Origin of the sequence: Verrucomicrobium sp. BvORR034 (assembly GCF_000739635.1) — a bacterium.
Lineage (GTDB): Bacteria > Verrucomicrobiota > Verrucomicrobiia > Verrucomicrobiales > Verrucomicrobiaceae > Verrucomicrobium.
Window position 1 is genome coordinate 18,923 of the sequence record NZ_BATQ01000127.1, and the last position, 23,148, is coordinate 42,070.

A 23,148-nucleotide genomic window follows, 5' to 3' on the forward strand; every position below is an offset into this window, starting at 1 on the left:
TACCTATGCTGATCACCTCTCTAGCAGGAATCTTCTGTATCGCTGGCATTGCCGCCATGTTGATACACCGGCACATAAAGGCCGCTGAAGACGCCTTGGCAGCCATTGCGGCAGAGCCCTTGAAGCGTGGTGACGCAGTCTACCGTGGAACCGACGGCAAATGGCACAAGTGCCAGCCGGGCAAACCCTCACAAATCGGCACAATCATCGACAGGATTGAGCCCAAGACGCTCATGAGCCTTGAGGATCTACTCTCCGGAACGGGAATCCCAGCAGCATTCACCACCCAGAAGTAATGACCCACCCTGAAGCCGTCCAATACCTGGCAGAGGTTCACAGTGAGTTCCCCTTTGCAGAAGGGCGCGTAGGCAAACTGCTCGCCGATCACAATGGCAACGCGGCCAGTATCCCTCCGCATTTGTGGCCACGCTCGTACCGTGTGCACATTGGTTGCATGGTGTCCATGGCCTGTGGCGGCCTCATTCCCAAGGGGGCCTCACGTCTGGGCTTCGCCAACAACGCCAACGCACCACGCTCGGGCAAGACCCTGCTGGCCAAGATGGCCGTAGCCCCCATCTACGGCTGGACGCAGGTCCGCACATGGCCAACCAACGATCGCAAACGATCAGATGAGGCAGAAATTCGCAAGGCGCTGGATGCCGTCGCGCTTGAGGCCACGCCCTACATCATTTTCGACAACATCAAAGGAGTTGTCACCTCTGAAGCCCTGGAAGGCTTCATGACCGCGCCTGTGTGGGCTGGTCGCGTACTAGGCACAAACCGGTCATTCACCGCGGAACACAGCACCACTGTGGTTCTCACGGGCAACAACCTGCAGCTGAGCACGGATAACATGGGTCGCTTCCTCCTTTGCGACCTGTCAGTAGAGGAAGCAGAGGCCCAGGACCGCGAGGTTAAGGAGCCGATCGAAGAGAACTGGATCATCGATAACGGCCGCAAGCTCAAAGATGCCGTGTTGTCGTTGGTCCTGCATTGGGTGGGCCAGGGCCGCCCCAAATGCACTGGGAGAGTACGGCGCGGCTTTGAGATCTGGAGTCACACAGTCGGAGGGATCTTGGAAGCCGCCGGCCTTGGAGACTTGTTTGAAAAGCGGCCAGACGACTCTGTCTCCGGCTCTCCGGATGACGCCGATCTGCGCCGACTCGCCCTTGAGCTGCTCAATCGCCTCGATCTGGACAACCGAACCATGGGCTTCAACTTTGCAGAGATCGTGTCCACCTGCCATGAACATGGCATCTTGGAGCGCTTCCTTGATGGCAAAGAGGAAACAGAAGGCTCGGGACCAGCGCAGAAGAAGGTCTTCACCCTCACCAGCGCCGCCAGAAGCAGGTTTGGTAATTTCCTAAAGCGCTACGCGCCGGAAAAGACCGGGCGCATCTGGCACTTCCCGCCTGATCAAGAGCATCCCTACCCACGCACCTGCAGGTTGCAGTGCTCGGGGCATGATCGCACCCGCGAATACGTGGCGAAGCTTGAGATATCTCCACAGGCCGAGCTGCAGGCCCTCATGCACCTGGACCACATCAAGTGGCCCGATCTGGTGCCAATCTTGGAGAAGAATCACGTCCCAACCAGGCTCGAAGAAATCAGCCCTCTGGACCTGAAAGCACTCATCGCCAGCTGGAGGACCCTGATCCTGCCATACTTCGACGAGCTCCGCCGCAACCTCATCACCCCCGCAGATGCACAAGAGTGACTTACAAATCATCAGGCTCATTGAGTCGTTTCCGAGCATTGCTTGGCGGGCAGAGATGTACCGCAAGGCAGGCGAATTCAATGTTGATGAGTTCATGAGCCACTGGGGCACATCAAGCAGCGGAGAGAGGCACGCATTGCTCTTCGTCGCCAATGTTTGGAATCCCGGCTACGCCACTGAATCCAAGTGGAACTTCGACCTATTCGATGCCTGCGGCAGTTGGGACACCAAGCATCGGCTGGCCGCTATCGAATGGATGAAACAACCCTTTTGGCCATGAATGCATCTCTTATCTTTCTGCCAGCCACACTTACGACCCTGGAAGCCCATGAATACGTGCGCAAGCGCGTCTTTTGGGAGTGGCTTGTCGAGAACTACAAGCTGCAGCCCATCTACAAGGGCAAGCAAGGCAAGACCGTACTGTGGCATCGTTCGGCGATCGACAGCGCCCTTCGCCAGCTTGAGCTCAACGGCGGCTACGACATCGAGACCGGAAAACCCGTCGAGTAGGCAGCCAGCACCCACCAAACAAGACAAAACGAATCAATGAACGCACCACATCCCGCCTTCCAAGACTCATTTTTGATCTCTTACCAACTGCAAGATGAGCAGAGCGGCAAAAACATCTATCGTCTCATTGAGTGCGTTACTGAAGCGGCAGAGGCCAAAGCTGAAAAGCGTGCAGCTTGCCACAAGTTTCCGCTTTTCGCAGTCACAGGGCCGCCAATGAGCGGCAAGACGCACTTACTCAAACATATTCTAAGCACATTGCCCTCCGGCCCCCGGGAGCTTGAGATCTTTCTCAGCGAGGACTTCGAGTACATGTCTCAATGTTCCTCCCCATTGATCGTCATTGAACGAGGCGCCCAACTGAAAGTCTTGGAAAACAAGAAGTCCACCAGCCGCGTTATCAACGCCCAAGGCCTGGAAACCTTTCTTCACGCCTCCGAGTGGCCACCTCGGGAATTCGCCACGATAAACACAGTCACGGTGCCCAGAAATGCCGTGATCGCCCTGGTCGCGGCGGAGGTGCAGGTGCCGGAGTCATTCACTGAGCACACCCTATTCATTAATTTGGCGGAGAGAGAGCGCAAAGCCTCCTAGAGAAACGCCTCATCAACAACTGCGACCAACCCCGTCCTCCAATGTCCACCCCTCCTTTTGAAACGCCACAAGCTCGTCTAGCCAGGCTCGAAAAAGCCTGCTGGGAAATGCGCCACTCTCTTAGAGGCGAGGGGTGGACTGAAGAAGACCTCACCACCGCGTTCGGGGCGACCGGCAGCGTGAAGCCGGAACCGCCAGCAAAAGGGTCACCGGAGGATCCGTTGGACCGAATCTATGACTCATTCACCATCGAGCTGCCCGAAGGAACCCATCCTTCGGTGGCAGTGCATCTGACTGCACAAGCACTGCCAGAACACTGGGTAAAGGAGCTCGCCTTGTTTTGCACGAACTGCGAGTGGACCCAGGCAAGCGGTCGCCCACCGGCCATCACGATTTCAGCGCGGTTCAGAGTGCCGCCTCAGCAAGCCAACACCTCCACCCAATTGCCATGACTAAACCGTCATTTGGCTGCTGATCCCATGGAACAATCTCACATTCCGTTGCCACCCCCGCCGGCAATCAAGCCGTCTAGAAGCTTGGCAGCCTCCCCACCCCCTTGCTGCTTCGTCAACAGCTCAGCAATCATTCGGAGCACCTTCTCCGGCGCGACAGCATCGTCGCCTGGGGACGTCACAGTGAGCCCCGCATCGGTGTGGGCCCGGTTGGGCACGTAGCCAGCATAGGTCTCATAGGTCGTCTTTACATCGTCTCCAAGCCACCTCGCCACAACCGCAATAGGCACCCCTCCCATCACCAAATGCGTCGCGTAAGTATGCCTCAATGTATGAACTCCCACCCAGGACAGCCCGGCCTTCTTCACCAGTGCCTTAAATGGGCGCCGTGGATTCCAGCGATATTTATCCTTCCCACGCTCGATCTCTGGATGGAGAAGGTACTTCCCCTCCCATTTGCGGTTCTTCATGAACCGCAGGAGTTCCGAATTCATCGGAATCGAACGAGCTTCCCTGTCCTTGGGTTTGAACGTGTCTGTCTCCTGGACCACAATCTCCCCGTGCCACTCGGCACCCGCCTTCCAAAAACGGATCCATTCCGGTCTGGCCTGCACAATTTCGTTGAGGCGCAGCCCGGCATGGAACCCCAGCCAGAGCAACGTTTCCATATCCTCCCGGTCACAGCAGGAGAACAAGACGTCACGCTCGGCTTTTTGGCAAAAGAGCTCGACTCTCGTCTTCTTGCTATTCGGGACCTCGACTTCGCGGACGACGTTCTTCACCAACCCACCTTGGTCTTTGAGCCATTCGAAAAACGTCCCTACCCTCGTGACATAGGTCTTCACAGTGAGATCAGAGAGGGGTTTCCCCTTGGGTTTGGGAGCCCCCTCGACAAGTCTTTTCCTAGACACCTTGCCCTCCCTGGCCAGAAAGTCGCGCCATTGCTCCATCTTAGCAGCCGAGATGCCACTGATCATCGTCTCTCCGCCGACGAATTCACAGAACAGCTTGATGGCCGATTCATCGGAATCAACGGTCCACTCACTGGCATTTTTCCTCTTCTTCTCTGCCAAGAATCGCTTCGCTTCGAACGCGATGCTGCCAGCACGATATTCCTGGTCGGTGGTCCGCTTGTATTGGAGGGCCAACTGAACAGCAGTATCGAAGTCTTGGGTGTCCAGCGCAATTCTACGTGGCCGCATCCCCTTCACTTGGGCGGGCCGATAGTAGAACCAGCCGTTGATCTGTGTCAGGCCGGAGATCTTCTGTGCACCACTTCTGGCCTGTTTTTTCCGTGGCCCTGCTTTTTGACCACCATCTTTGACCAGATGACCACTTTTCATGTGTGCAATGTGGTCAAATTCTGTGATTCGTGCAACGTCTTTCACTTAATTGACGAGCGACGCCCCACGGATATCGACTTGCTATTCTCATTCGCAATGAGAAGGTCAGGGGTTCGAATCCCCTTATCTCCACCAAGCCCCTCTTCGGGAATCTAAGCCGCCCCCCTCTCTCGCCAAATGGTTTATCGACACATAGACCGGATAGCGACCCTCCTCGCTATGGCGTGGGCCATGACTTCCGCCTTGTCTGCCGCAGGCCCCAGCAGGCCCGTCGCTCAGGCCTATCAAGTCACCGAAGCTGACCGGCCAGTTCTTTCCCGGGCGACGGAATGGAGCCTCGATATGTTGCTGATGTTCCTGGAGGACTTGCGCCCAAAAGTGGCCCAGTCCGCGGACTATGAATCGATCCGTTTGATGTGCTTCAGCAGCCGGGGTTTTGTCTATGCTTTTCATGTCGTCCAACCCCGGTCAAAAGGCGCAAAGCTCGAATGGACCGAGCATGATTTCAATTTTCGGAACCAACCCACCCGGTCTGGCAAGATCACGCTCAGCGAGACGGAGCGTCTGGCTCTGGTGAACAGCATCGATTCGCCAGCCTTCCGCACCGCGTTGGACGATGACAAACCAGTCTCCATTGGTCACCCCTACATGTACCTGGTAGAGATCATCGAGGCAGGAAGCTACCGAATCATCCGACGGGACACACCTGAGAGCAACTGGCAGGACCGGGGACTTTCAGGGTTCAATCAAGTGACTCGCTCCTTGATGAAACTTGCCAGGATTGCGAATCCAGATTGTCACGCGCCCATTCCGCCCGACCCGACGCCAGTGGGTGGGGCGGCAAAACCATAGCACACCGTATTCATCCAAGCAGGCCACCCTCCCGTTGCGCCAGCTCTTCGACTCGCCTACAGCTTGGGCAAAATGCTCCTTCCGTTTCGATGAAGTTTCTCCTCAAGCACATTGCCGGATTCACCGCTTCGACCTTGCTTCTGAACGTGGTGACAGGGTTAGACGGCATTGGCCATGCCCTGGCGAGCAGTCAGGTCCCTTTGATTGGCGCCTCCTTCGCGTTGTCGGGAGTAGTTGCCATCTTGTTCGGCCTCACCATCCTCGCCCCGGTGGCATCCATTGCCAGCTATCTCGCGGAGCAGCGCCTATCGGTGCACTGGTCGTTGGAGCCGCTCGTGTTGTTGAGCGTACTACTGGGCTATGCCACGATTCCGCTGCTCCTCATAAGCCGGGGGCATCTCATCGTCACCGCCATCCTGCTGGTTTCGTTGTTTCTGCCAGCGCTTACGTATTACCTCGTGCTGCGCGCGCTGGGATTTCGGGAATACCTCTAGGCTGGCTCACAGCCCCGTAGAACCTGTTTGGATAAAAACGCTGGGTGTGTTGCGAGGCATTTTGAGTCTGGACAAGGCGCGAAGAGGGCGTGAATCGAGATTCACAACCGATGAGCAACGCAGTCCAGGCTCAAAAGGACCCCAACCCGGAGGGGGCAGTTCTCAGGCTCGGCGAAGCCGCTTTTATCTCATTCCCTTAGTTGAACCTGCCACACCCGGATGTTTTTATCCAAACAGGTTCTTGGGTCCGCAGGCCTCACCCCAATGGGTCGCAACTACTTGCCCGAGTTGCCCCAGCGCTGGTTGGTGGGAGACCCGCTCGGCCCGCCGTAAATGGCGGTGATGTCCCCCTGCCCTTCTGGGCATCTGGCCGAATCACGACCATTGCGATACTCTCCCGCCACCACCTTGTCATCAATAGCCAGACGAGGCTCGTCATAGTGCAGCCACGTGCGATACACCGTGGAGTCCCAGTCGCGCGGGTGAGGAATCAACTTCCACTCTGGATCCCGCATGCGTACCTTGCCACGAGAAACCAGAGTCTCTGGGTGATCGGGATCACAGGAGATCCAGCTGTTGTAACGGACCTGCCCCGGACCTGAAGCCACCCCGGAATCACAGCAGGTGCAACTGATGCCCGCAACCGCAGCGCCAGACAACGCAACGAGGGTGAAGATCTTCTTCCAAGCAGGACCCGACAGCGGCAAATGGCGAAGCGACGAGAAAGGCATCCTCATGAAACCCAGTGTGCGTCAATCCGTTGCAAAAGTGGAGCAAAAACATCCAAAGGCAGGGTCGTCCGGTCAATCAACTCGCCCGGGCCGCGAGGAGTTCCTCAGTGACGGTCCCACCTGCCGCCGGAGACACCGAGACATCGCGGATGCTTGCCACCAGATCCGAACGATAGGAAGCAACCCACCCCTTGGACGGACCGCGGAAAAACATGATCAGCTCACCAATGCGGGTGTAGCCCTCAGCGGTCACATGGCCTGACCCGCCGGAAGTTAGGAGAACTTGGTACAACTTCATGCCCGCGATTCGAATTTGCCCCACTCACTGGATGGGTGGCGAAGTCATTTTTTTCGCTCAGGAAACTCACTCACTCTGGACCCGCCAGAATACCCCCATCTCACCAAGTCTGCTGCAACGTCACCTTGTGCGTCTGGCTGTGCTCTACCAGCTTGGCAAAAATCTCTGCCACTTTCCGGTTCGCTGCGGCATACTCATGCTCGGCATCCTCCGCACTCACGCGATAGGGCGGCGGAAGGGTGATCACCACGAGGCGGTCTCCACCCGCGTCTCCGTCCAGAGTGGGCGTGGTTTCAATCAGCTTCAAGGCCGCAGCGAGATCCAGTTCCTTGCCACTCTCATAGATCGCACCATCTGCCCCCAGCCGCAGATGCGGTGGCTTCATCCCCTCAGGTGGCATGGCAAACTTCCACACTTTCTTCTCCGCACGGGGCGGCAACGTCAAGGCCACTTCGGCAGGAGCCACCCAGAAGCAGTTCACGAAGCTATCGTCCATGTCCTCGATGCTGTCATTGTAGGTGGCCGACAGCACCTGGATCTGCTCTGGCAGGTTGGGATACACCGTCAGCAGGAAGGTCCGCTGTGTTGCATCCGGTTTCAATTCCCCGCTTTTGGCAATCTCCAGCTGCTGGGCGGCTGAAAGTCGGATGCGCACCGTGCCCACAAACACCTCCTGGGTGCTGGAGTTGTAGGGGTATCCATCTGCCTTCACCTCAGCAGTTCCGAGGCTCAATGCGAAGAGGATAATGGAGGCCGCAATCGCTTTCATGACAGCAGAATTGAGAGTTCAGACACCCGGCACCAAAAACAACTTTCTCATGCTATCACCAAGCACAACCTCTGAGGAAGCAGCAATTTTGCGCGACATCGCCCCAGCCCGCCCTTCCGGTTCTGAGAAGGAACAGGAGCCTGCCGCCGTATTTTCCACGATGCTCCGACTGCTCCCCCTCATCGCTGCCACTAGCCTCGTCGCCCACGCCCACGCCGCTGCAGACAACCCTCTCGGCACCCCAGCGCGGCTGGACCCCTTCAAGCCTCTGGAAGTCCGCGCTCCCAACGGCAGCAACAGGCCAGCGACCACGCCAGCAGAATGGAAACCTCGCCGACTGGAGATTCTAAAAGCAGCCCAGTCTGTGATGGGTCCGCTGCCGGATGCCAGCAAACGCTGTCCGTTGGACGTGCGGATCGAGGACCAGTCGGATGAAGGAAACTACATCCGCCAGCGCATCACCTACCAGTCTGAGCCTGGCAGCCGCACCCCCGCCTATCTGTGCGTACCCAAGACGGCCCTGCAATCCGGAAGCCAATCCACCTACCCGGCGGTACTGTGCCTCCACCCCACCGACAACCAGGTGGGTTATGGCGTCGTCGTGGGTCTGGGAGGCAAGGCCAACCGTCAGTACGCCAGCGAACTCGCGGCCCGTGGCTTTGTCACCATTGCTCCAAACTATCCGCATCTGGCCAGCTACACTCCGGATCTCAAAGCTCTGGGCTACGAAAGTGGCACCATGAAGGCGATCTGGGACAACATGCGGGCTCTGGATGTGCTCGACAGCCTTCCGTATGTAAGTCGCGGACGCTACGGGGCCGTGGGCCATTCACTGGGTGGGCACAATTCCATTTACACCGCCGTGTTCGATCCACGGATCCAGGTTGTGGTCAGCTCCTGTGGTCTGGACTCCTACCGCGACTACAAGAATGGCGACCTCCGGGGCTGGACCCAAGAACGCTACATGCCCCGCATGGCCCAATACCTGGGCCGGCCGCAGGATGTGCCGTTTGATTTCCCTGAACTCCTCGCCGTGCTGGCCCCACGCCATGTCCTCATTTCAGCTCCCATGCGGGACAGCAATTTCAAATGGGACAGCGTGGATCGGGTCGCTGCCGCCGCACGCGACGTGTACCGCCTTCACAACGCAGCGGATCACCTGCAGGTGATCCACCCAGAATGCGACCACGACTTCCCCAATGAAGCCCGTGAGCAGGCGTACAAGCTCTTCGAAACGCTGCGGGAAGCAAAGAGCGGCCCCGCTTCGTAAGGAACTAGAGGACCAACCACCTCACGCGAACTCGAAGTCACCGCGACGTGCACGCCACAGCATGTAGATCACGACCAGCAACGCGCTCACGAGCATCCCACGCCACGCCCAGGCGGGCACCCGCCAGGGTTCCGGAGTAGTCACCACAAAGATCGGAGACGGTTCGGAGAATTTTCCATCGCGGTCCACACCGCGCACTCGCATCTCGTACTGGGAGGCGGGGCGCAGGGCCAGCACCTTCACGACCACCTTGTCATTGTCACCGGAAACCGTCTTCCAATGGTTCACCCGGTTCCAAGTTTTGATGAAGAGGTTGCTTCTCTCATCTTTGGACATGGAGGCAGTCTCCAGAGCCCAGCCCGCGGGAGCCACACCGGGCTTCTTCCAGGCGATGGTGAAGTTTGAAGTTTCACGATCCACCAGTTCCACACTGTTCACACGGTCCAGATGCGGGTTGATAGAGCTGGAAGGCATCGGGAGGCCTTCCGTCGCCAGATACGCGGCCAAGGCACTCTGCACATTGTTAAGCGGGGCGCGGGGTGTATCCGAGGGAGCGCTTCTACGCACGGGAGTAGCGGCCGGACTGGGGGCCACTGCCACAGGGGCAACTGCGGGCGTTACTGCCACGGGAGATGCCGTCGGTGCCGGGTCAGGCTGCGAATCGCCGGTTGAAGGAGTCACCGGAGCAGCAGGGGCGGCCGCCACGACGGGAGGCGCAGGAGCAGCGTCAGGAGCGGCCAGTTCACGAACGTACGATTTGAGGGTGACCACCGACTCCGATGCGCCCCCGATGATGCGCAGGTCGCTGATGACGTTGCCCAGAGACTCACTCTTCAGGAAGACCTTCACGCTGCGCTGTTGGCCGGGCTCCAGACGCAGGGCCTGACCAGAAAACTCTGACACGTACGGATTGCGAGCCTGCACTTCCACCACCAGCAGTTCTCCACCGGTATTGGCCAGAATGATGTCGCGGCTGGTCGCCTTGCGCTGGGTCACCTGTCCGAAGTCCAAGGTACCCTTTTCTGGAGAAACCACCTTCAGCTCAGCTGGCTTGGGCCGGGACTGCACCGCAACTTTCTCGGACACGCCGTCTGCCTCCACCACCACTTCGCCAAGAAACTGGGGCACATCGGTGGCAGGCAGTTGCAGCAGCACCTCAGCCTTCTGCTGCGGTGGAATCTCCAGTGTCGCCGGGGCTAGGAGCCGGATGGGGAACTTGATGGTCACCTTCATCGGATCTGAGCGCCCATTGACCAGGGTCAGAATCCCTGAGCGCACCCCCGTGGTGCGATTGTAGTCCAAGGTCAGATATCCAGGGCTTACCGTCAGAGCGCGCAACCCTTCACCAAACAGGGTCAGCTTGCTGGTCTTCACACCAGGTTGAAGTTCGATCTCATGCCGCACCTCACCCGGACGCACCGGCTTGAAGATCAGTTGGAAATCCACGGTATCCCCCGGGTTCACCTCCAGTGTGGGCGGGCCAGACCAGCCCTCGCTCCACACCATGTTCATGCGATAGGGTGCCCGTCCCATATTCCGCACGGAAACAGTGCCGGATGCCTCACCGCCCAGAAACACCCTGCCAAACGACGGCATTTTGACGATGGAAAGGATCGGCTCCATGCGCTGTCCGCGCAGCGTGACCGTGGCCGGCGCGGAGAAAGGGCCGCCATCCACCCGCACCGAGTAGGTAAAGCGATCCGTCAGGGACGCCTGTTCCCCAGCATGGGTGTAGGTGATGAGGGACTTGTTGGATTCGCGTGGATGCGGGCGCAGGTTGGTCAGCGTGCCATGCTCCGGAAGCTGACGAACCACGAAGTCGGCCTGCTTCAGGGTTCCAACGGTCCCAATCAGTTCAATATCAACAGCATTCCCGGCCACAAAGCTGGCCGACACATCACGGGCCTCAGGAATGAAAACGTCGTCCTTGCTGCGCTTGCCGTCCCCCGCCCTTAGTTTCACATCCGCCAGGGCCATGCCAGAGGTCAGAGCAGTGAGGGCAAGCAGCATCCCACCCATGCGGGCAGCGCGAGACCAAGGCAGAAGTACGGACAAAGAAATCATGTGGGCCAGGATAAGGGTGGCTGGCACACCAGGAGGACGCCAGCAAAAATAATCATCCGGACCGACATCATGAATCAGAATCAGCCGTTCGGCAAGGCATACCCTTGCAGACGCCGACGGACGAAGTCGAGCGCCGTCTGACTGGTGAGAATCTTAAATCGCTCCCGCTCACCCCGAAACCAGCGCTTCCGCACCTCCACAGGAGCGCCCTTGGACGCAAGCGCGATAAACACCGTGCCGGTGGGTTTCTCCGGGGTTCCCCCGGTGGGTCCAGCGATTCCCGTCACCGCCACGGCATGATCTGCGCCGCTGATGCGGAGGCATCCCTCCGCCATGGCGGCCGCTACGGGTTCACTGACTGCCCCATGTTCCTTGATCAATTCTGCGGGCACACCCAAGTGCTGGGTCTTGGCCTCATTGGCATAGGTCACCAGGCCGTGGCCCAGTACCGCGGAGGCACCGCTCACATTTGTGACGCGATGAGCGATGAAGCCGCCGGTGCAGCTCTCCGCCGTGGCGAGCCACTCCCCGCGCTCCTTCAGCAGGTCCACCACCACCTCTTCCACGAGGCGACGGTCATCAGAAACCAGGAACTCGCCCAGTTTCTCCCGACAGAAGACTCCGGCACGCTCAAGAGCCCTGGCGGGTCCATTTACCCGCACATCCACATCGCCCTTGCCCAGGCAATACCCGATTTCCAGGTCGCCAATGGCTTCCAGGCCCTCCTGGAGTGCCATGGAAATATCCGATTCACCAATCCCGGTAAATTTGAAGTAGCGGCACTGCATGTCCGTGCCCCCTGGCAGCATGCCCCGTAGGATGGGCTCCACCAGTTCCGTCATCATCGGCTTCAGTTCCCGGGGAGGTCCAGGCAGAAGAAACAGCGTGCAGTCCAGACCTTTGGGAGTACCCAGACTTGCGGGCAGATGCAATCCCGGAGCAGTGCCATGAGGATTGGCCAGCACATGAGCCCCTTTCACCACCAAGGCCTGTCGTTGATTGTGCTCATTTACCCCCTTGCCCGAGCGGGCAAAGATCGCCTCCAGCACCTTCATCACTTCCGGATCAGTCTCAAGGGTCAGCCCCAGCACTCCAGCGGCTGCCTCTCTGGAGACATCGTCCGAAGTCGGGCCCAGCCCTCCGGTGATGATCACGACGTCTGAACGGCGCACCGCATCATTGAGCGCGTCCTCAATGGCCATGCCATCCGGCACAATCGTGGCGCGCTGCACGAGCACACCCAGATCAACCAAGCGCTGGCCCAGCCAGGCGGCGTTGGTGTTGACGACATCGCCAATGAGCAGTTCCGTGCCCGTGTTGATGAGCTCCAACCTCATGCCGACTACTTACGCGCGGCTTTCTTGGCAGGAGCCTTCTTTACAGGGGCTTTTTTGGCGGCAGCTTTCTTGGCAGGAGCGGCGGCCTTTTTGGCAGGCGCAGCCGCTTTCTTGGCCTTGGGCGCCGGAGCGGCGGCCGCTGGCACAGCCGGCTGCCAGGCCACCCGGGGCGCATCGCCCCAGAGTTCTTCCAGGGCGTAGAAGTCGCGTTTTTCCTTGTGGAAGACGTGCACCATCACATCCCCGTAGTGCAGGATGATCCAGAGACTTTCCATCTTCTCATCCACGGCGATGGGCTTGCGATTGTGCTCCACCCAAAAACGGTCTTTCACCTCGTTGCGAATGGCCTTGAGGTGCGGCATCGAGGTCGCGGTGCAGATCACGAAGTAATCCGCCACAGGCGAGATTCCCTGCACGTCCATGATCACGATGTCTTCCGCCTTCTTGTCATCGGCGAACGTGGCGGCCGCAAAGGCCATCTCCTCCTCATCGGAGCGTTGAGAGGTGAGGATCGTTGCCTTTTTTACAGCTTTTTTTGCCATGGTCGAGGGATTGTGAGCCAGTTAGTGCCCAGTTGCAACCCAAACCGCGCCCCACCAACGACTTCCACCCCCACCCACCAACTCAAAGTTCTCTCTCCTTTTCCCTTACCTCTCTCCCCTTGACCCTCGCCTTAGTACATCAAATAACGCTGCCGTTTGGCCCGGAACCCATCCTCGAACCGCTTCCAGGAACCGACAATACGGGTCGGAGAAACACCCCGCATCAGATCCCGCCGGAGACTGTCGCTACCGTACACCTTGTTGAACAGGTTGATCTGAGAAGCAGACATCCGCCCCAGCACCGCCCCACGCGTCTGGTTCTGCAGGCCAGCGATCAAGTACACATCCAGAGCCGTGACGTTCGCTGGAGTCCGGGGATCAATGCGCAGCCTCACGCCGCCAAAGCCCTCTCGGGAGTACGGCTCATACCCCACACCGGGAAAACCGAGGCGTCGGCAATAGTCGGCAAACACCTGCGGATTCACCCCGCGGCCTCCCGCATAGCCGAAGGGGTTCTCCGTGCCAATCCCCACATCGACCGCCGCCGCCCCGCCGAGCATCCCGGTGGCCACGTAGTACACGGGTGATCCCGCGTGCGGAATGTTGGGGGACGTACGGTACCAGCGCAGGCCCGTGTCCTGCCACAGCATGTTTCTGTCGTAACCGCGCATCTTCACCACCCGCAGACGAGGCCGACGAGTGATCCATCCCTCTCCGGCGACCATCATCGCCAGTTCCCCCGTCGTCATGCCATGCACATAGGGCACATTCACCTGGCTCACGAAGGACTTCCACTGCGGCTCCACCGGCGGCCCCTCCACGCGCCATCCGCCCAACGGATTCGGCCGGTCCAGCACGATGAATTCCTTCCCGCTCTCCCCGCACGCCTCCATGGCCACCACCATGGTGGAGATATAGGTATAACTGCGTGACCCGATGTCCTGTAGATCGAACAGCAAGACATCGATCGGTGCCAGCATGCGCGGGGTTGGCTTGCGCGTGTCGCCATAGAGGGAGTACACCGGCAACCCCGTCACCGGATCCTTCCGATCCTGCACATGGATCCCCGCCTTGATGGTCCCATCCACCCCGTGCTCCGGCGCATAGAGCGCGACCAGATTCACCCCCGCGCGCTTCAATGCCACCCGGGTCATCGTACCGTTGCCCGTCATGCTCGTCTGGTTGCAGATCAGCCCCACCCGCTTGCCTCGGAGCAGGTCATAGCCATTGCTCGCCAGCACATCGATCCCCAGCGTGAAGGGAGCATTTGGGGCCGCTGCGGGTCCTACGGGACGTCCTGCAGGCTGCTGAGGAAGGGTGCAACCGGCTATCGTGAGTCCAACAAGAAGGCTGAGTAGAATCTTGAGTGCAGGCATGGGGTCATCCCCTTTAGGACGAAAGCCAGCGATTGCAAGACAGCGGGACGACTCTCACACCCGCAGCACCAGTGCTGGTCTCCCTCTATCGGCCTCACTTCTCCACTCCCATCTTGTCCAAACAGAGCGGAGCCGCCCCCTGGACCGAGCGATCAGGCAGTATCAGATCACCAGTCTGCACATTGAAGAACAGAGATGTGTACCTCTGCCCAGGCTCATCGACAATCGCCTGACACCAAGGCCTCAGCGCTTTCACATCAATGCTCTTGGACGGATACTTCCCCGACAGCTTGAACAAGCCCAGCAACTCCTCGGTGTCCCAGTGCAAACGATCTCCCGTGATACGGACACGGATTCCCGAAGGCCGGGTCTCCGCGTCCTCCTCCCATCGCGTTTTCACCCAAGGGTGAGCCACCAACCTTTCCAAGGCACCAAGCAATTCTTCCGGCGAAATCTCAAAAGCCAGTTCGTCCCCCTTCACCACCGGAATGACGGCCCTTACCTGGACAGGGAAGGCCAAAGCCTTCTTCGGTTCAAGGTATGCACACCATTCAGGCCCGTCAAAGTGCACAGATGACATGCTCATCTCCGGATCCGCTGAGGGACGTGTGACTTCAAAGAGCTTCTCCATTGCCACCCTTGCGGGGAAGGCGCTCCAAAGCTTCTGGCCTCGGGCGAGTGCGTTCCTCCCCCTCTCCGCATCCAACTCCAGCATCGTCTTGGCCCCGGCATCACGGCCCGTCTCCGTTATCTCGCCGGTGGCAATGTTGAACTGGTAGGTGGTCTTGTCTGCCATCACCAAATGAAAGCTCTTCGAGGCCAGACCATCAGGCACCGTCTGCACCTCGGGGCTCCAGAAGTAGTGACTTGCGGTTTGCACAAGTGCTTCTGGATTCTTGATAAGATCCTTCACCCTGTATTGCTTCAGCAGCTTGCCCCGGTCATAGAAAGCCACCGCCAGATCCGTGCGGCCTTCATAGTCGCTCGCCCAAGGCCCTTTCCGCACAAAATACCGACCGTCTTCGCTCAGCCACCCACGTTGCGCAAACCATCCTTTGGTTCGCCAGCGCTCCACGAAGTCGCCTTTTTGATCCACCTCATAGGCAACTCCGAACGCTTCTTTGGTGATGACATACTTGTCACCCACAAAACGTCCCTCGGCAGGAACCATCTTGAAAAGATGGTCTCCAAATTGTGAGGTGACCACCCAGGCAGAAGGCGGACTCACTTGATCAGCCCTCACTGCCGGAGTCGCGAAGCAACACAGGGCGAGCACACCCACCACGGAGTGCAGAGCCCATGCAAATTCTCGCCAGGGACAAAACAGCGCATTCATCGGAATTTTAACACCACGTCGCCCTAATACTCCAAAAGACCTTCCGAATAGTAAAGTCAATCCTGTCACAGTCACGACAAGCCACGCCAGACTGCAAACACGATCCAGCGTCCCTCCGGGACGAAAGCAGCCAACGTTCACCCTTCACCTCAACCAGCGCAGCGTCTCAACCAGCCGCCGCCCCTGCGGCCGCGTCTCAACTCTCCTTCCCCCCTTATCCCTCTTCCCTTACCCCCCCTTCCCTCTCCCTCCTATATGCCTCCGCCAGCAGGCTCACCGGCTGCGTCACCTCATGGCATTTCGCCTCCGGCTTTGACCGCAGCCCAAAGGCGAGCTGCATGTGGCATCCTGGGTTCGATGTAGCAACCACGCCGGCCCCGGTGGCTTCGAGGTTCTTCAGCTTGCGCTCCAGGAGCTTGGCCGACTGTTCCGGCTGGGTGATGTTGTAGATCCCGGCGCTGCCACAGCACCAGTTGCTTTCCGGCAGCTCCTTCACTTTCAACCCGGGGATGGCGTTCAACACCGCCCGCGGCTGGCTGGTAATCTTCTGCCCGTGACAGAGGTGACAGGACTCATGATAAGTCACCTCCACCGGAGTACTGTCCACGGTGGCAGGGGCAGACGCCGGTTTGCGAATACCGATTTCCACGAGCCATTCGTGAATGTCCCGCACCTTGCGATCCCACTCCGCCGCCCTGGGACCATACACGGGGTCATGATGAAGCAGATGCCCGTAGTGCTTCAGGTGGGATCCGCATCCGCCCGCATTGGTGATGATCGCATCCAGGCTATCGACATCAAACATGTCGAGCTGGCGTCGGGCCAAATCGCGAGCAAGCTCCGGCGCACCGTTGTGCCCATGCAGGGAGCCACAGCAGTATTGGTTGCGGGGAGTGATCACCTCGCACCCGTTCGCCAGCAGCACGTCCGCCGTATCGCGATTGATCTGGGAGAAGACCAGATCCTGCACACAACCCGTCAGCAAAGCCACGCGATATCGGGGCTTTTCCGCAGGCGATTCCACCGCATCAATGAGGTCATCGGAAAATGCCTCCGCCACCGTGGGGGTCTGCGGCTCCAGGGAGCCCAGTTTGCCAGGCATCAGCTTCGGAAGCCCCAGCTTCCGGACCAAGGTCTGCAAGCCCGTCTGCTGATACACCCGGAGCATCAGGCCAACCGCCCTCAACAGCCGCGGATGCATGAAGAGCACCTCCAAGGTAAGCCAGCGCCAGAAATCACGCTGCCCACGAGGCTGCACCCCGCTGCGCTCCACCTCGGCCCGCGAGGTCTCAAAGAGCTCCACATAGTTCACCCCTGCCGGGCAGGCGGTCTGGCAGGCCAGACACCCCAGGCAGTAGTACATTTCATCGGCAAAGCTCTTGGTCACGGGAGCCTCGCCGTCCGCCATGGCCCGCATGAGGGCGATGCGCCCCCGCGGGCTGTTCCGCTCCCGTTTCGTCTCCATGTAGGTGGGACATGTGGGCAGACACATACCACAGTGCATGCACTGCTGGAGCACTGAGTAGTCCAGCTGCTTGAGCAACGTCGCCCCCACCCCTTTTTTTCCAGGTTCGGTGCTCATGGCTCAGTCAAAAATTTTACCGGGGTTCAGGAGTCCGGCCGGGTCCAGGGCCTTTTTCACCAGCTTGAGCAGGTCATAACTGGCCTTGCCAAACTGTTGTTTCAAGAACCCCTTCTTCGCCAGCCCCACCCCGTGCTCACCGGTGATGGTGCCGCCCATCGCGATTGTCTTGTCCACGATCTCGCCCAGAGCCAGCTCCACGCGATGCATCTCCTCCTCGTCCTTCTCGTTAGTGAGGAAGGTCGGATGCAGATTGCCGTCCCCCATGTGACCGAAGGTGCCGATCAGCAACCGGTGCTTCGCTGCCGTCTCGTTGATAAACTTCACCATCGCCGCCAGCTCACTGCGGGGCACGGTCACATCTTCCAAGATGGTGGTGGGCTTCACACGGGCCAGGGCGGAGAAGGCATTGCGCCGGGCTGCCGCCAGCCGGGCCCCTTCCGCCTCATCAGCAGCCATCTTCACTTCACGAGCTCCGTTCTGGCGGGCGATCTCCATCATGCGATTCGCCTCATCCTCCACCGCTGCAGGATGGCCGTCCGTCTCCATGAGCAGGAGCGCCTCCACATCCGTGGGCAGCCCGATCTTCGCATAGTCTTCCACACAACCCAGGGTCATGCGGTCCAGGAACTCCAGGGTGCAGGGAATGATCCGGGCCGCAATGATGGCGCTCACCGTCTCCGCGGCCGCCTCCATGGAGTCATACATGGCCAGTATCGTTCGCCGTGCTGCCGGCTTGGGCAGGAGCTTGAGGAGCACTTCCGCGATGATCCCCAGCGTGCCTTCACTCCCAATAAAGAGATCCTTGAGCGAGTAGCCAGCCACATCCTTCACACACTTGTTGCCCAGCCACGCGATCTCCCCATCCGGCAGGACCACCGTCATGCCCATGACGTAGTCCCGCGTCACCCCATACTTCAGCCCGCGCAGACCCCCGCTGTTCTCCGCCACATTGCCCCCGATGGTGGAGATTTTCATCGAACCCGGGTCGGGCGGATAAAAGAGACCATGTCCTGAAGCGGCGTCATCAATCTCCTTGGTGATCACCCCACATTGCGCCCGAAGCGTAAGATTGCGGGGATCCACCTCCAGAATGCGGTCCAGCTTCACGAGACACAGAACCAGACAACCCGTCAGAGGCACACTGCCACCGCTGAGACCGGTGCCGCTGCCCCGGGTCACCACCGGCACCCCATGCTGTCCGGCCAGCTTCACGCAGGCCGCCACCTCCTCTGTGCTGCGGGGGAACACCACACACGCCGGGCGTTGTTTGAGCGCAGCCGTTCCATCAAAGCTGTAGGGGACGAGGTCTTCATCGGAAGACAGCACCGCATCCCCTCCCAAGAGGTTCACGAGTGCGGCGATCCAGGGAGTGGCGTCAGAGTTCAAGCGATCCAGTTTGAAACACGCATTTACCACGTCAAGACCGAGTCACCAAATGACCACAATGCGTAACAAGTCTTGGGACCTGTTTTGTTTGCTCCATGGACAAGCGGCTTCTCCCGCCCAATTTGACTTTTAGACAGCACAGACCCCAATGAGCGTCAGCGCCTCCCACGCCTCCCCGCCCCCCGCCTCGACGCGGGTCTCCGCCTGGGCCCCCTTGCGTGACTGGCAGTTCCGGGGCCTCTGGCTGGCCAACATCGTGTCCAACATCGGCACGACCATGAATGACACGGCGGCCATCTGGACGATGACCTCCATCTCCGCCTCTCCCCTGCTGGTGGCTCTGATGCAGACCATGACGGGGCTGCCTCTTTTTCTGCTGGCCCTGCCCGCCGGAGCCCTCGCGGACCTCGTGGACCGGCGCAAACTCATCCTGCTGGCTCAAGTTGGAGCCCTGCTCACGGCTGCAGGCATGACCTACCTGGCCTTCGCGGGTAAACTCTCTGCCCCGCTGCTCCTGCTGGCGACTTTTCAACTGGGGGTCGCCTCCGCCTTCACCATGCCCGCCTGGCAGGCCCTGATTCCAGATCTGGTGGGTCGCCCCCAGCTTTCTGCCGCCCTGGCCTTGGGCAGCGTGGGATTTAATACTGCCCGCTCCCTGGGCCCTGTGGCAGGCGGCTTGCTGGTGGCCGCCGCCGGACCAGGACCTGTCTTCGCCCTCAACACCCTCTCATTTGGCGCAGTGATCCTTGCCGCCTGGCGGGTACGCCCCCCTTCTCCACCAAGGTCCACCGAGCAAGAGCGGATGATGGGTGCCATGGTGGCCGCTCTCCGCTATGCCCGCCACGCCGCCCCCATGCAGGCCGTCCTGCTCCGCGGCGCAGTGCACGTCTTCGCCGCAGTGGCTCCGGTGGCACTGCTCCCTATATTAATTCACCGACGCGGGTGGAGCGGGTCGGACTACGGCCTGCTCATGAGCTGCTACGGCCTGGGGGCCATTGTGGTGGCCCTGTTTCTCCTCCCCAAACTGCGCGCCCGCCTCAGCTTCGACATGGTGGTCACAGGCGCCGGACTCTCCTCGGCACTCGCAGCCTGCCTGCTCGCCGTGGTACCGGATCGCTATAGCATGGGCGCAGCCCTGGCCCTCGCTGGCGCCGGCTGGATGAGCGCGCTCAATACCTTTAGCGTCGCCGCCCAGAGCGCCTTCCCCAACTGGGTTCGCGCCCGTAGTTCCGCCATCTATCTGGTGGCCGTTCAGGGAGCCTTCGCCTTGGGAGCCCTGGCCTGGGGCCGGCTCCTCTCTGACTGGGGCGCCACCGTCGCCCTTCTCAGCGCAGCCGCCTGGCTCCTCATCAGCATCACACTCCAGAGATGGTGGCCGATCAGTCACGTGGACAAGCTGGATCTCTCCCCCTCCAACCACTGGCCGGAGCACACTCTCACCACCACTCCCGGTCCAGAGGATGGCCCCGTCTTGATCACCATCGAATATCGACTCTCCCAAGAAGACGAGCCCGCCTTCCGCGAGGCGATGCGGGCCCTGCGCAAGATACGCCTTCGCGATGGAGCGTTTCGTTGCTCCCTCTTTGTGGATCTCAACAATCCACGCGTTTTTCGAGAAACGTTTATCGTCGGCTCCTGGGCAGAACACCTTCGCCAGCATCAAAGAGCCACGGTAGAGGATCGCCGCATTGAGGACGCAGTGGTGGCGTTTCACCAGGGCGACGATCCGCCACGCGTTCGGCATCTGCTGATGGTGGAGCTCTAGCCCTCCGAGGGCGAAAAGCATCGCCTCCCTACCTGGAGCGCCGCCCCTCACCAAAACGGCATTCCCAGGCAGGTCACCTCACGCGGTCGGCATGCCTGACTGCGTTCCGGGGGAGAGGGACAGCGAGTCAATCAACGCCTCCCCGACCGCCCCTCAATTGAGGGAGTTTCATATTTGCGAATTCGTGCCGCAAAAACGTGATTTTGCGATGATTCTATGGAAAATGAGCCCGTTGGTAAATAAATCTGCACCTCCAATCGGCTCAGTTTCTAGTATTTGCGATTCTCTGGTGATATTTGCTATTGCATTTGAGAGTTTTAGTATTACTTTCGAGAATGCAACCCCCAGCATCTCTCAGCTTTGCAAACCGTATAGCGCGATATCTTGTTCTCGCCGTTTCCAGCCTGCTGACTTTCGGCTTCAGCCAAGTCAAGGCTCAGAGCTACACTTGGGAAAACTACAACGCGATCATCTTCGGCAACCTGAACATCCAGGGCGAGATCGAAGGACGCACCCTGGTCGGCGGCAATCTGACGGGCAGCAATTCCTCGAACTTCGGCATCGGCCTGCCCAGCGGCACCTCAACGACGGACAAGACCTTGGTGGTGGGTGGAAACATCAGCAGCGGCAACCCGCTCCAGCTCAACAAAGGCAGTCTGTACTTGGGTGGAACCAACGGCCGCACCGTCAACTACAATGGCGGCGGCAGCCAGATCAGCCAGTCCACTGACTTGTCCACCCTCAAGCAGGCTTTCCTCAGCGAGAGCGCCAACCTCAAATCCCTCGCCACCGACAGCGTGGTGACCTCATCCACCAATGGCCAACCGGGCCCCGTCACCTTCACCGCTACGGCGGGCAGCGATGGCTTGGCCGTCTTCAGCATCAGCGCAGACGCCATCTTCGGCAGCAACCTCTCCCAGCAAATTGGCCTCGTCGCCAACGGTGCCACCAACATTGTCATCAACGTATCCGGAACCACGGTGAACTGGATCCAGAACGCTGGCAACATGGTGGGCGACTTCACCAGCGACTACTGGCAGGCCCACATCGTCTGGAACTTCTACGAAGCCACCACGATCAATCTCGGAAGCCATCAGTTCAATGGCAGCATCCTCGCTCCGAATGCCACGATCACGACCTCCAACAACATCGACGGAGCAGTGATCGCCAACAACCTGAACCTGACCGGTGAAGTCCATCTGCCAAGCAGCAGCAGTGCCAACTCCTACGCAGGCTATCGCGCCCAAGCCGTACCCGAACCTGGTAGCGCCCTTCTCCTGGCCGTGGCCGGACTGATCATCCTCACTCGTCGCCGGTCCAATCTGCGCCGCTAGTTTCCCCTCTCCAAGACTCCCTCACCCCCACCTCGCCTGTTTTTATCAGGTGGGTGGGGTTGTTTTTTGGCGATACTACAGATCTCTTAAGGGTATCAAATGTGATTTTTAGTTCGCTTTAGTTACAGATTTTGCGATCATTTTCTTGATTCTATACTGATAATGTTCTTATATATGCCATGGACACCACGGCAGCTCTCAAAATTCAGAAGCCTGGCACGGACAAGCTTCTGCCGGGACTCCATTTCCAGACGTTAGAAGCCAGACTTGCCACCCTGCTAGAGCGAGGGGCGCTCCCTCAGGCAGGACGTCCTTCGACAGAAGGTGAGAATCTGACTCCCGTTCCTGCCATCGCCTTTGAGGCCCTCCGCGGAGTTTCCTGAGAACAGCGGCCTCACCCTCTGCTACCCCAATTGCGGGGCATGGCATTGCCGGTTACACCGCCTCGGGCACCACCTGTAGAACATAGCGCTCCCCATTCTGAATGAGCTGGAGCGGCGCGCCGTAAGCCTGGCTCAGCAGGCTGGCAGACATCACCTCCTCCTTGGAGCCAGCACGCAGCACGGCCCCGTCTTTCAACAGCAGCACCCGGCTGAAGCAAGGGAGGATCTCCTCCACATGGTGGGTCACCAGCACCATGGAGGGTGCCCCCTCTTCCCGGGCGAGGATCTGCAACCATTGCAGGAAGCGCTCACGCGCGACAGGGTCAAGCCCCGCGCAGGGTTCATCCAGGATCAGCACCTTGTACCGCGCCATGAGGGCGCGACAGATCAAGATCTTTTGCCGCTCCCCTTGGGAAAGCACGCCCCAGCGGGAATCCGCCAGGTAACCGCAGCCAATCCGGTTGAGCAGATCACGCGCCTCATGACGAAGGGCCGGATCCACCTCCCCCACGAGATTGATCATCGCATCCCGCCCGCTCACCACCGCATCCAGCACCGGCTCACCCGGTTCGAGGTAGAAGGTGAGCGTGCTCGTCACCAGCCCCACGCGTTTGCGCACCTCGCGCCAGTCAGTACGGCCATATTCCGCGCCATCCACAAAGATGTCGCCTGCGGTGGCCATCTCATAACCGGTCAGGCAATTGATCAGCGAGGTCTTTCCACAACCATTGGGTCCCAGGATGACCCAGTGATCCCCAGGTTCCACCCGCCAGTCGATGCCTTTGAGAATCTCCCGGTCCCGGACGTAGCGGAGCCCTTGGATGGCGATGGTGGCATTTTGGTTGGAAGTCGCGGAGGATGAATCCTGTGGAGGCATGAGAGGAGGTGGTTTTTTCGCGAATGATGAAGTAAACCCGGTGGCATGCTTGCTGCTTGACCGGAGTACCTCCATAGCCGGAACCACCCGTCCGGTCAACGCCCCGAGAATATCCTCATCGAACCCCGCCCAC

24 protein-coding genes and 1 tRNA gene are annotated in these 23,148 nt (G+C 59.5%); 13 read left to right on the forward strand and 12 right to left on the reverse strand.

Annotated elements, in window-relative coordinates; all coding sequences use genetic code 11:
- Window positions 1-5: 5 nt before the first annotated feature.
- The 6 genes from BV034_RS21155 to BV034_RS21180 all read left to right on the forward strand — a co-directional run bounded on the left by BV034_RS21155 (window position 6) and on the right by BV034_RS21180 (window position 3,273).
- A complete protein-coding gene (locus BV034_RS21155; protein ID WP_050028974.1) occupies window positions 6-296 on the forward strand; it encodes a hypothetical protein in 291 nt (96 codons plus the stop codon).
- On the forward strand, window positions 296-1,717 hold the full coding sequence (locus BV034_RS21160) for a hypothetical protein (RefSeq protein ID WP_050028975.1): 1,422 nt from the start codon (window positions 296-298) through the stop codon (window positions 1,715-1,717). The genes BV034_RS21155 and BV034_RS21160 overlap by 1 nt, the downstream gene beginning before the upstream one ends.
- Entirely contained in the window at window positions 1,704-1,997 is a 294-nt protein-coding gene (locus tag BV034_RS21165) for a hypothetical protein (protein WP_265593281.1), read from the forward strand. Before BV034_RS21160 ends, BV034_RS21165 begins: the two co-directional genes overlap by 14 nt.
- A complete protein-coding gene (locus BV034_RS21170) occupies window positions 1,994-2,227 on the forward strand; it encodes a hypothetical protein (RefSeq protein ID WP_050028977.1) in 234 nt (77 codons plus the stop codon). Before BV034_RS21165 ends, BV034_RS21170 begins: the two co-directional genes overlap by 4 nt.
- Window positions 2,228-2,263: 36 nt before the next feature.
- Entirely contained in the window at window positions 2,264-2,821 is a 558-nt protein-coding gene (locus BV034_RS21175; RefSeq protein ID WP_265593282.1) for a hypothetical protein, read from the forward strand.
- 107 nt (window positions 2,822-2,928) lie between these two features.
- Window positions 2,929-3,273 carry a hypothetical protein gene (locus BV034_RS21180; RefSeq protein ID WP_050028979.1) on the forward strand — a complete coding sequence of 115 codons (345 nt, stop codon included), beginning with the start codon at window positions 2,929-2,931 and terminating at the stop codon, window positions 3,271-3,273.
- Window positions 3,274-3,311: 38 nt separating this feature from the next.
- Here the strand turns inward: BV034_RS21180 and BV034_RS21185 are convergent, their stop codons facing one another.
- A complete protein-coding gene (locus BV034_RS21185) occupies window positions 3,312-4,616 on the reverse strand; it encodes a site-specific integrase (protein ID WP_050028980.1) in 1,305 nt (434 codons plus the stop codon).
- Between the two features lie 68 nt (window positions 4,617-4,684).
- On the opposite strand from BV034_RS21185, the gene BV034_RS21190 reads away from it, so the two are divergent.
- From BV034_RS21190 to BV034_RS21200, 3 genes are all read left to right on the forward strand, one after another.
- Window positions 4,685-4,751 (forward strand) — tRNA-OTHER (locus tag BV034_RS21190).
- A 96-nt stretch (window positions 4,752-4,847) separates the two neighbouring features.
- The gene (locus BV034_RS21195; RefSeq protein ID WP_265593283.1) at window positions 4,848-5,468 is read left to right on the forward strand and encodes a hypothetical protein; all 621 of its coding nucleotides are present in this window, start codon (window positions 4,848-4,850) and stop codon (window positions 5,466-5,468) included.
- 89 nt (window positions 5,469-5,557) lie between these two features.
- Window positions 5,558-5,962 carry a hypothetical protein gene (locus BV034_RS21200; RefSeq protein ID WP_050028982.1) on the forward strand — a complete coding sequence of 135 codons (405 nt, stop codon included), beginning with the start codon at window positions 5,558-5,560 and terminating at the stop codon, window positions 5,960-5,962.
- A gap of 275 nt (window positions 5,963-6,237) precedes the next feature.
- Here the strand turns inward: BV034_RS21200 and BV034_RS21205 are convergent, their stop codons facing one another.
- The 3 genes from BV034_RS21205 to BV034_RS21210 form a co-directional block, all read right to left on the reverse strand.
- Window positions 6,238-6,693 (reverse strand): hypothetical protein, encoded by a 456-nt coding sequence (locus tag BV034_RS21205; protein WP_050028983.1) that lies wholly within the window; start codon window positions 6,691-6,693, stop codon window positions 6,238-6,240.
- Window positions 6,694-6,769: 76 nt separating this feature from the next.
- Window positions 6,770-6,991 carry a hypothetical protein gene (locus tag BV034_RS36305; RefSeq protein WP_265593284.1) on the reverse strand — a complete coding sequence of 74 codons (222 nt, stop codon included), beginning with the start codon at window positions 6,989-6,991 and terminating at the stop codon, window positions 6,770-6,772.
- A 100-nt stretch (window positions 6,992-7,091) separates the two neighbouring features.
- A complete protein-coding gene (locus BV034_RS21210; RefSeq protein WP_050028984.1) occupies window positions 7,092-7,760 on the reverse strand; it encodes a hypothetical protein in 669 nt (222 codons plus the stop codon).
- Window positions 7,761-7,848: 88 nt separating this feature from the next.
- On the opposite strand from BV034_RS21210, the gene BV034_RS21215 reads away from it, so the two are divergent.
- On the forward strand, window positions 7,849-9,030 hold the full coding sequence (locus tag BV034_RS21215) for a prolyl oligopeptidase family serine peptidase (protein ID WP_265593285.1): 1,182 nt from the start codon (window positions 7,849-7,851) through the stop codon (window positions 9,028-9,030).
- A 21-nt stretch (window positions 9,031-9,051) separates the two neighbouring features.
- Here the strand turns inward: BV034_RS21215 and BV034_RS21220 are convergent, their stop codons facing one another.
- The 7 genes from BV034_RS21220 to BV034_RS21250 form a co-directional block, all read right to left on the reverse strand.
- The gene (locus tag BV034_RS21220) at window positions 9,052-11,040 is read right to left on the reverse strand and encodes a fibronectin type III domain-containing protein (RefSeq protein ID WP_265593286.1); all 1,989 of its coding nucleotides are present in this window, start codon (window positions 11,038-11,040) and stop codon (window positions 9,052-9,054) included.
- A 134-nt stretch (window positions 11,041-11,174) separates the two neighbouring features.
- A complete protein-coding gene (locus BV034_RS21225) occupies window positions 11,175-12,431 on the reverse strand; it encodes a competence/damage-inducible protein A (protein WP_050028986.1) in 1,257 nt (418 codons plus the stop codon).
- Window positions 12,432-12,436: 5 nt separating this feature from the next.
- The gene (rsfS, locus tag BV034_RS21230; RefSeq protein WP_050028987.1) at window positions 12,437-12,973 is read right to left on the reverse strand and encodes a ribosome silencing factor; all 537 of its coding nucleotides are present in this window, start codon (window positions 12,971-12,973) and stop codon (window positions 12,437-12,439) included.
- A 131-nt stretch (window positions 12,974-13,104) separates the two neighbouring features.
- Window positions 13,105-14,349 (reverse strand): DUF1343 domain-containing protein, encoded by a 1,245-nt coding sequence (locus BV034_RS21235; protein ID WP_050028988.1) that lies wholly within the window; start codon window positions 14,347-14,349, stop codon window positions 13,105-13,107.
- A gap of 94 nt (window positions 14,350-14,443) precedes the next feature.
- The gene (locus BV034_RS21240; RefSeq protein ID WP_265593287.1) at window positions 14,444-15,520 is read right to left on the reverse strand and encodes a hypothetical protein; all 1,077 of its coding nucleotides are present in this window, start codon (window positions 15,518-15,520) and stop codon (window positions 14,444-14,446) included.
- 379 nt (window positions 15,521-15,899) lie between these two features.
- Entirely contained in the window at window positions 15,900-17,267 is a 1,368-nt protein-coding gene (locus tag BV034_RS21245; RefSeq protein WP_050028990.1) for a (Fe-S)-binding protein, read from the reverse strand.
- A gap of 3 nt (window positions 17,268-17,270) precedes the next feature.
- Window positions 17,271-18,656, reverse strand: a complete 1,386-nt coding sequence (locus BV034_RS21250) for an FAD-linked oxidase C-terminal domain-containing protein (protein WP_265593288.1) — start codon at window positions 18,654-18,656, stop codon at window positions 17,271-17,273.
- Between the two features lie 148 nt (window positions 18,657-18,804).
- Here BV034_RS21250 and BV034_RS21255 point away from each other — a divergent pair, with 148 nt between their 5' ends.
- The 3 genes from BV034_RS21255 to BV034_RS21265 all read left to right on the forward strand — a co-directional run bounded on the left by BV034_RS21255 (window position 18,805) and on the right by BV034_RS21265 (window position 22,138).
- Window positions 18,805-20,421 carry an MFS transporter gene (locus BV034_RS21255; RefSeq protein WP_050028991.1) on the forward strand — a complete coding sequence of 539 codons (1,617 nt, stop codon included), beginning with the start codon at window positions 18,805-18,807 and terminating at the stop codon, window positions 20,419-20,421.
- A 335-nt stretch (window positions 20,422-20,756) separates the two neighbouring features.
- A complete protein-coding gene (locus BV034_RS21260; protein ID WP_050028992.1) occupies window positions 20,757-21,755 on the forward strand; it encodes a choice-of-anchor A family protein in 999 nt (332 codons plus the stop codon).
- Window positions 21,756-21,934: 179 nt separating this feature from the next.
- Window positions 21,935-22,138 carry a hypothetical protein gene (locus BV034_RS21265; protein ID WP_050028993.1) on the forward strand — a complete coding sequence of 68 codons (204 nt, stop codon included), beginning with the start codon at window positions 21,935-21,937 and terminating at the stop codon, window positions 22,136-22,138.
- Window positions 22,139-22,190: 52 nt separating this feature from the next.
- Here the strand turns inward: BV034_RS21265 and BV034_RS21270 are convergent, their stop codons facing one another.
- Window positions 22,191-23,015 carry an ATP-binding cassette domain-containing protein gene (locus BV034_RS21270; protein ID WP_050028994.1) on the reverse strand — a complete coding sequence of 275 codons (825 nt, stop codon included), beginning with the start codon at window positions 23,013-23,015 and terminating at the stop codon, window positions 22,191-22,193.
- Window positions 23,016-23,148 lie beyond the last annotated feature (133 nt).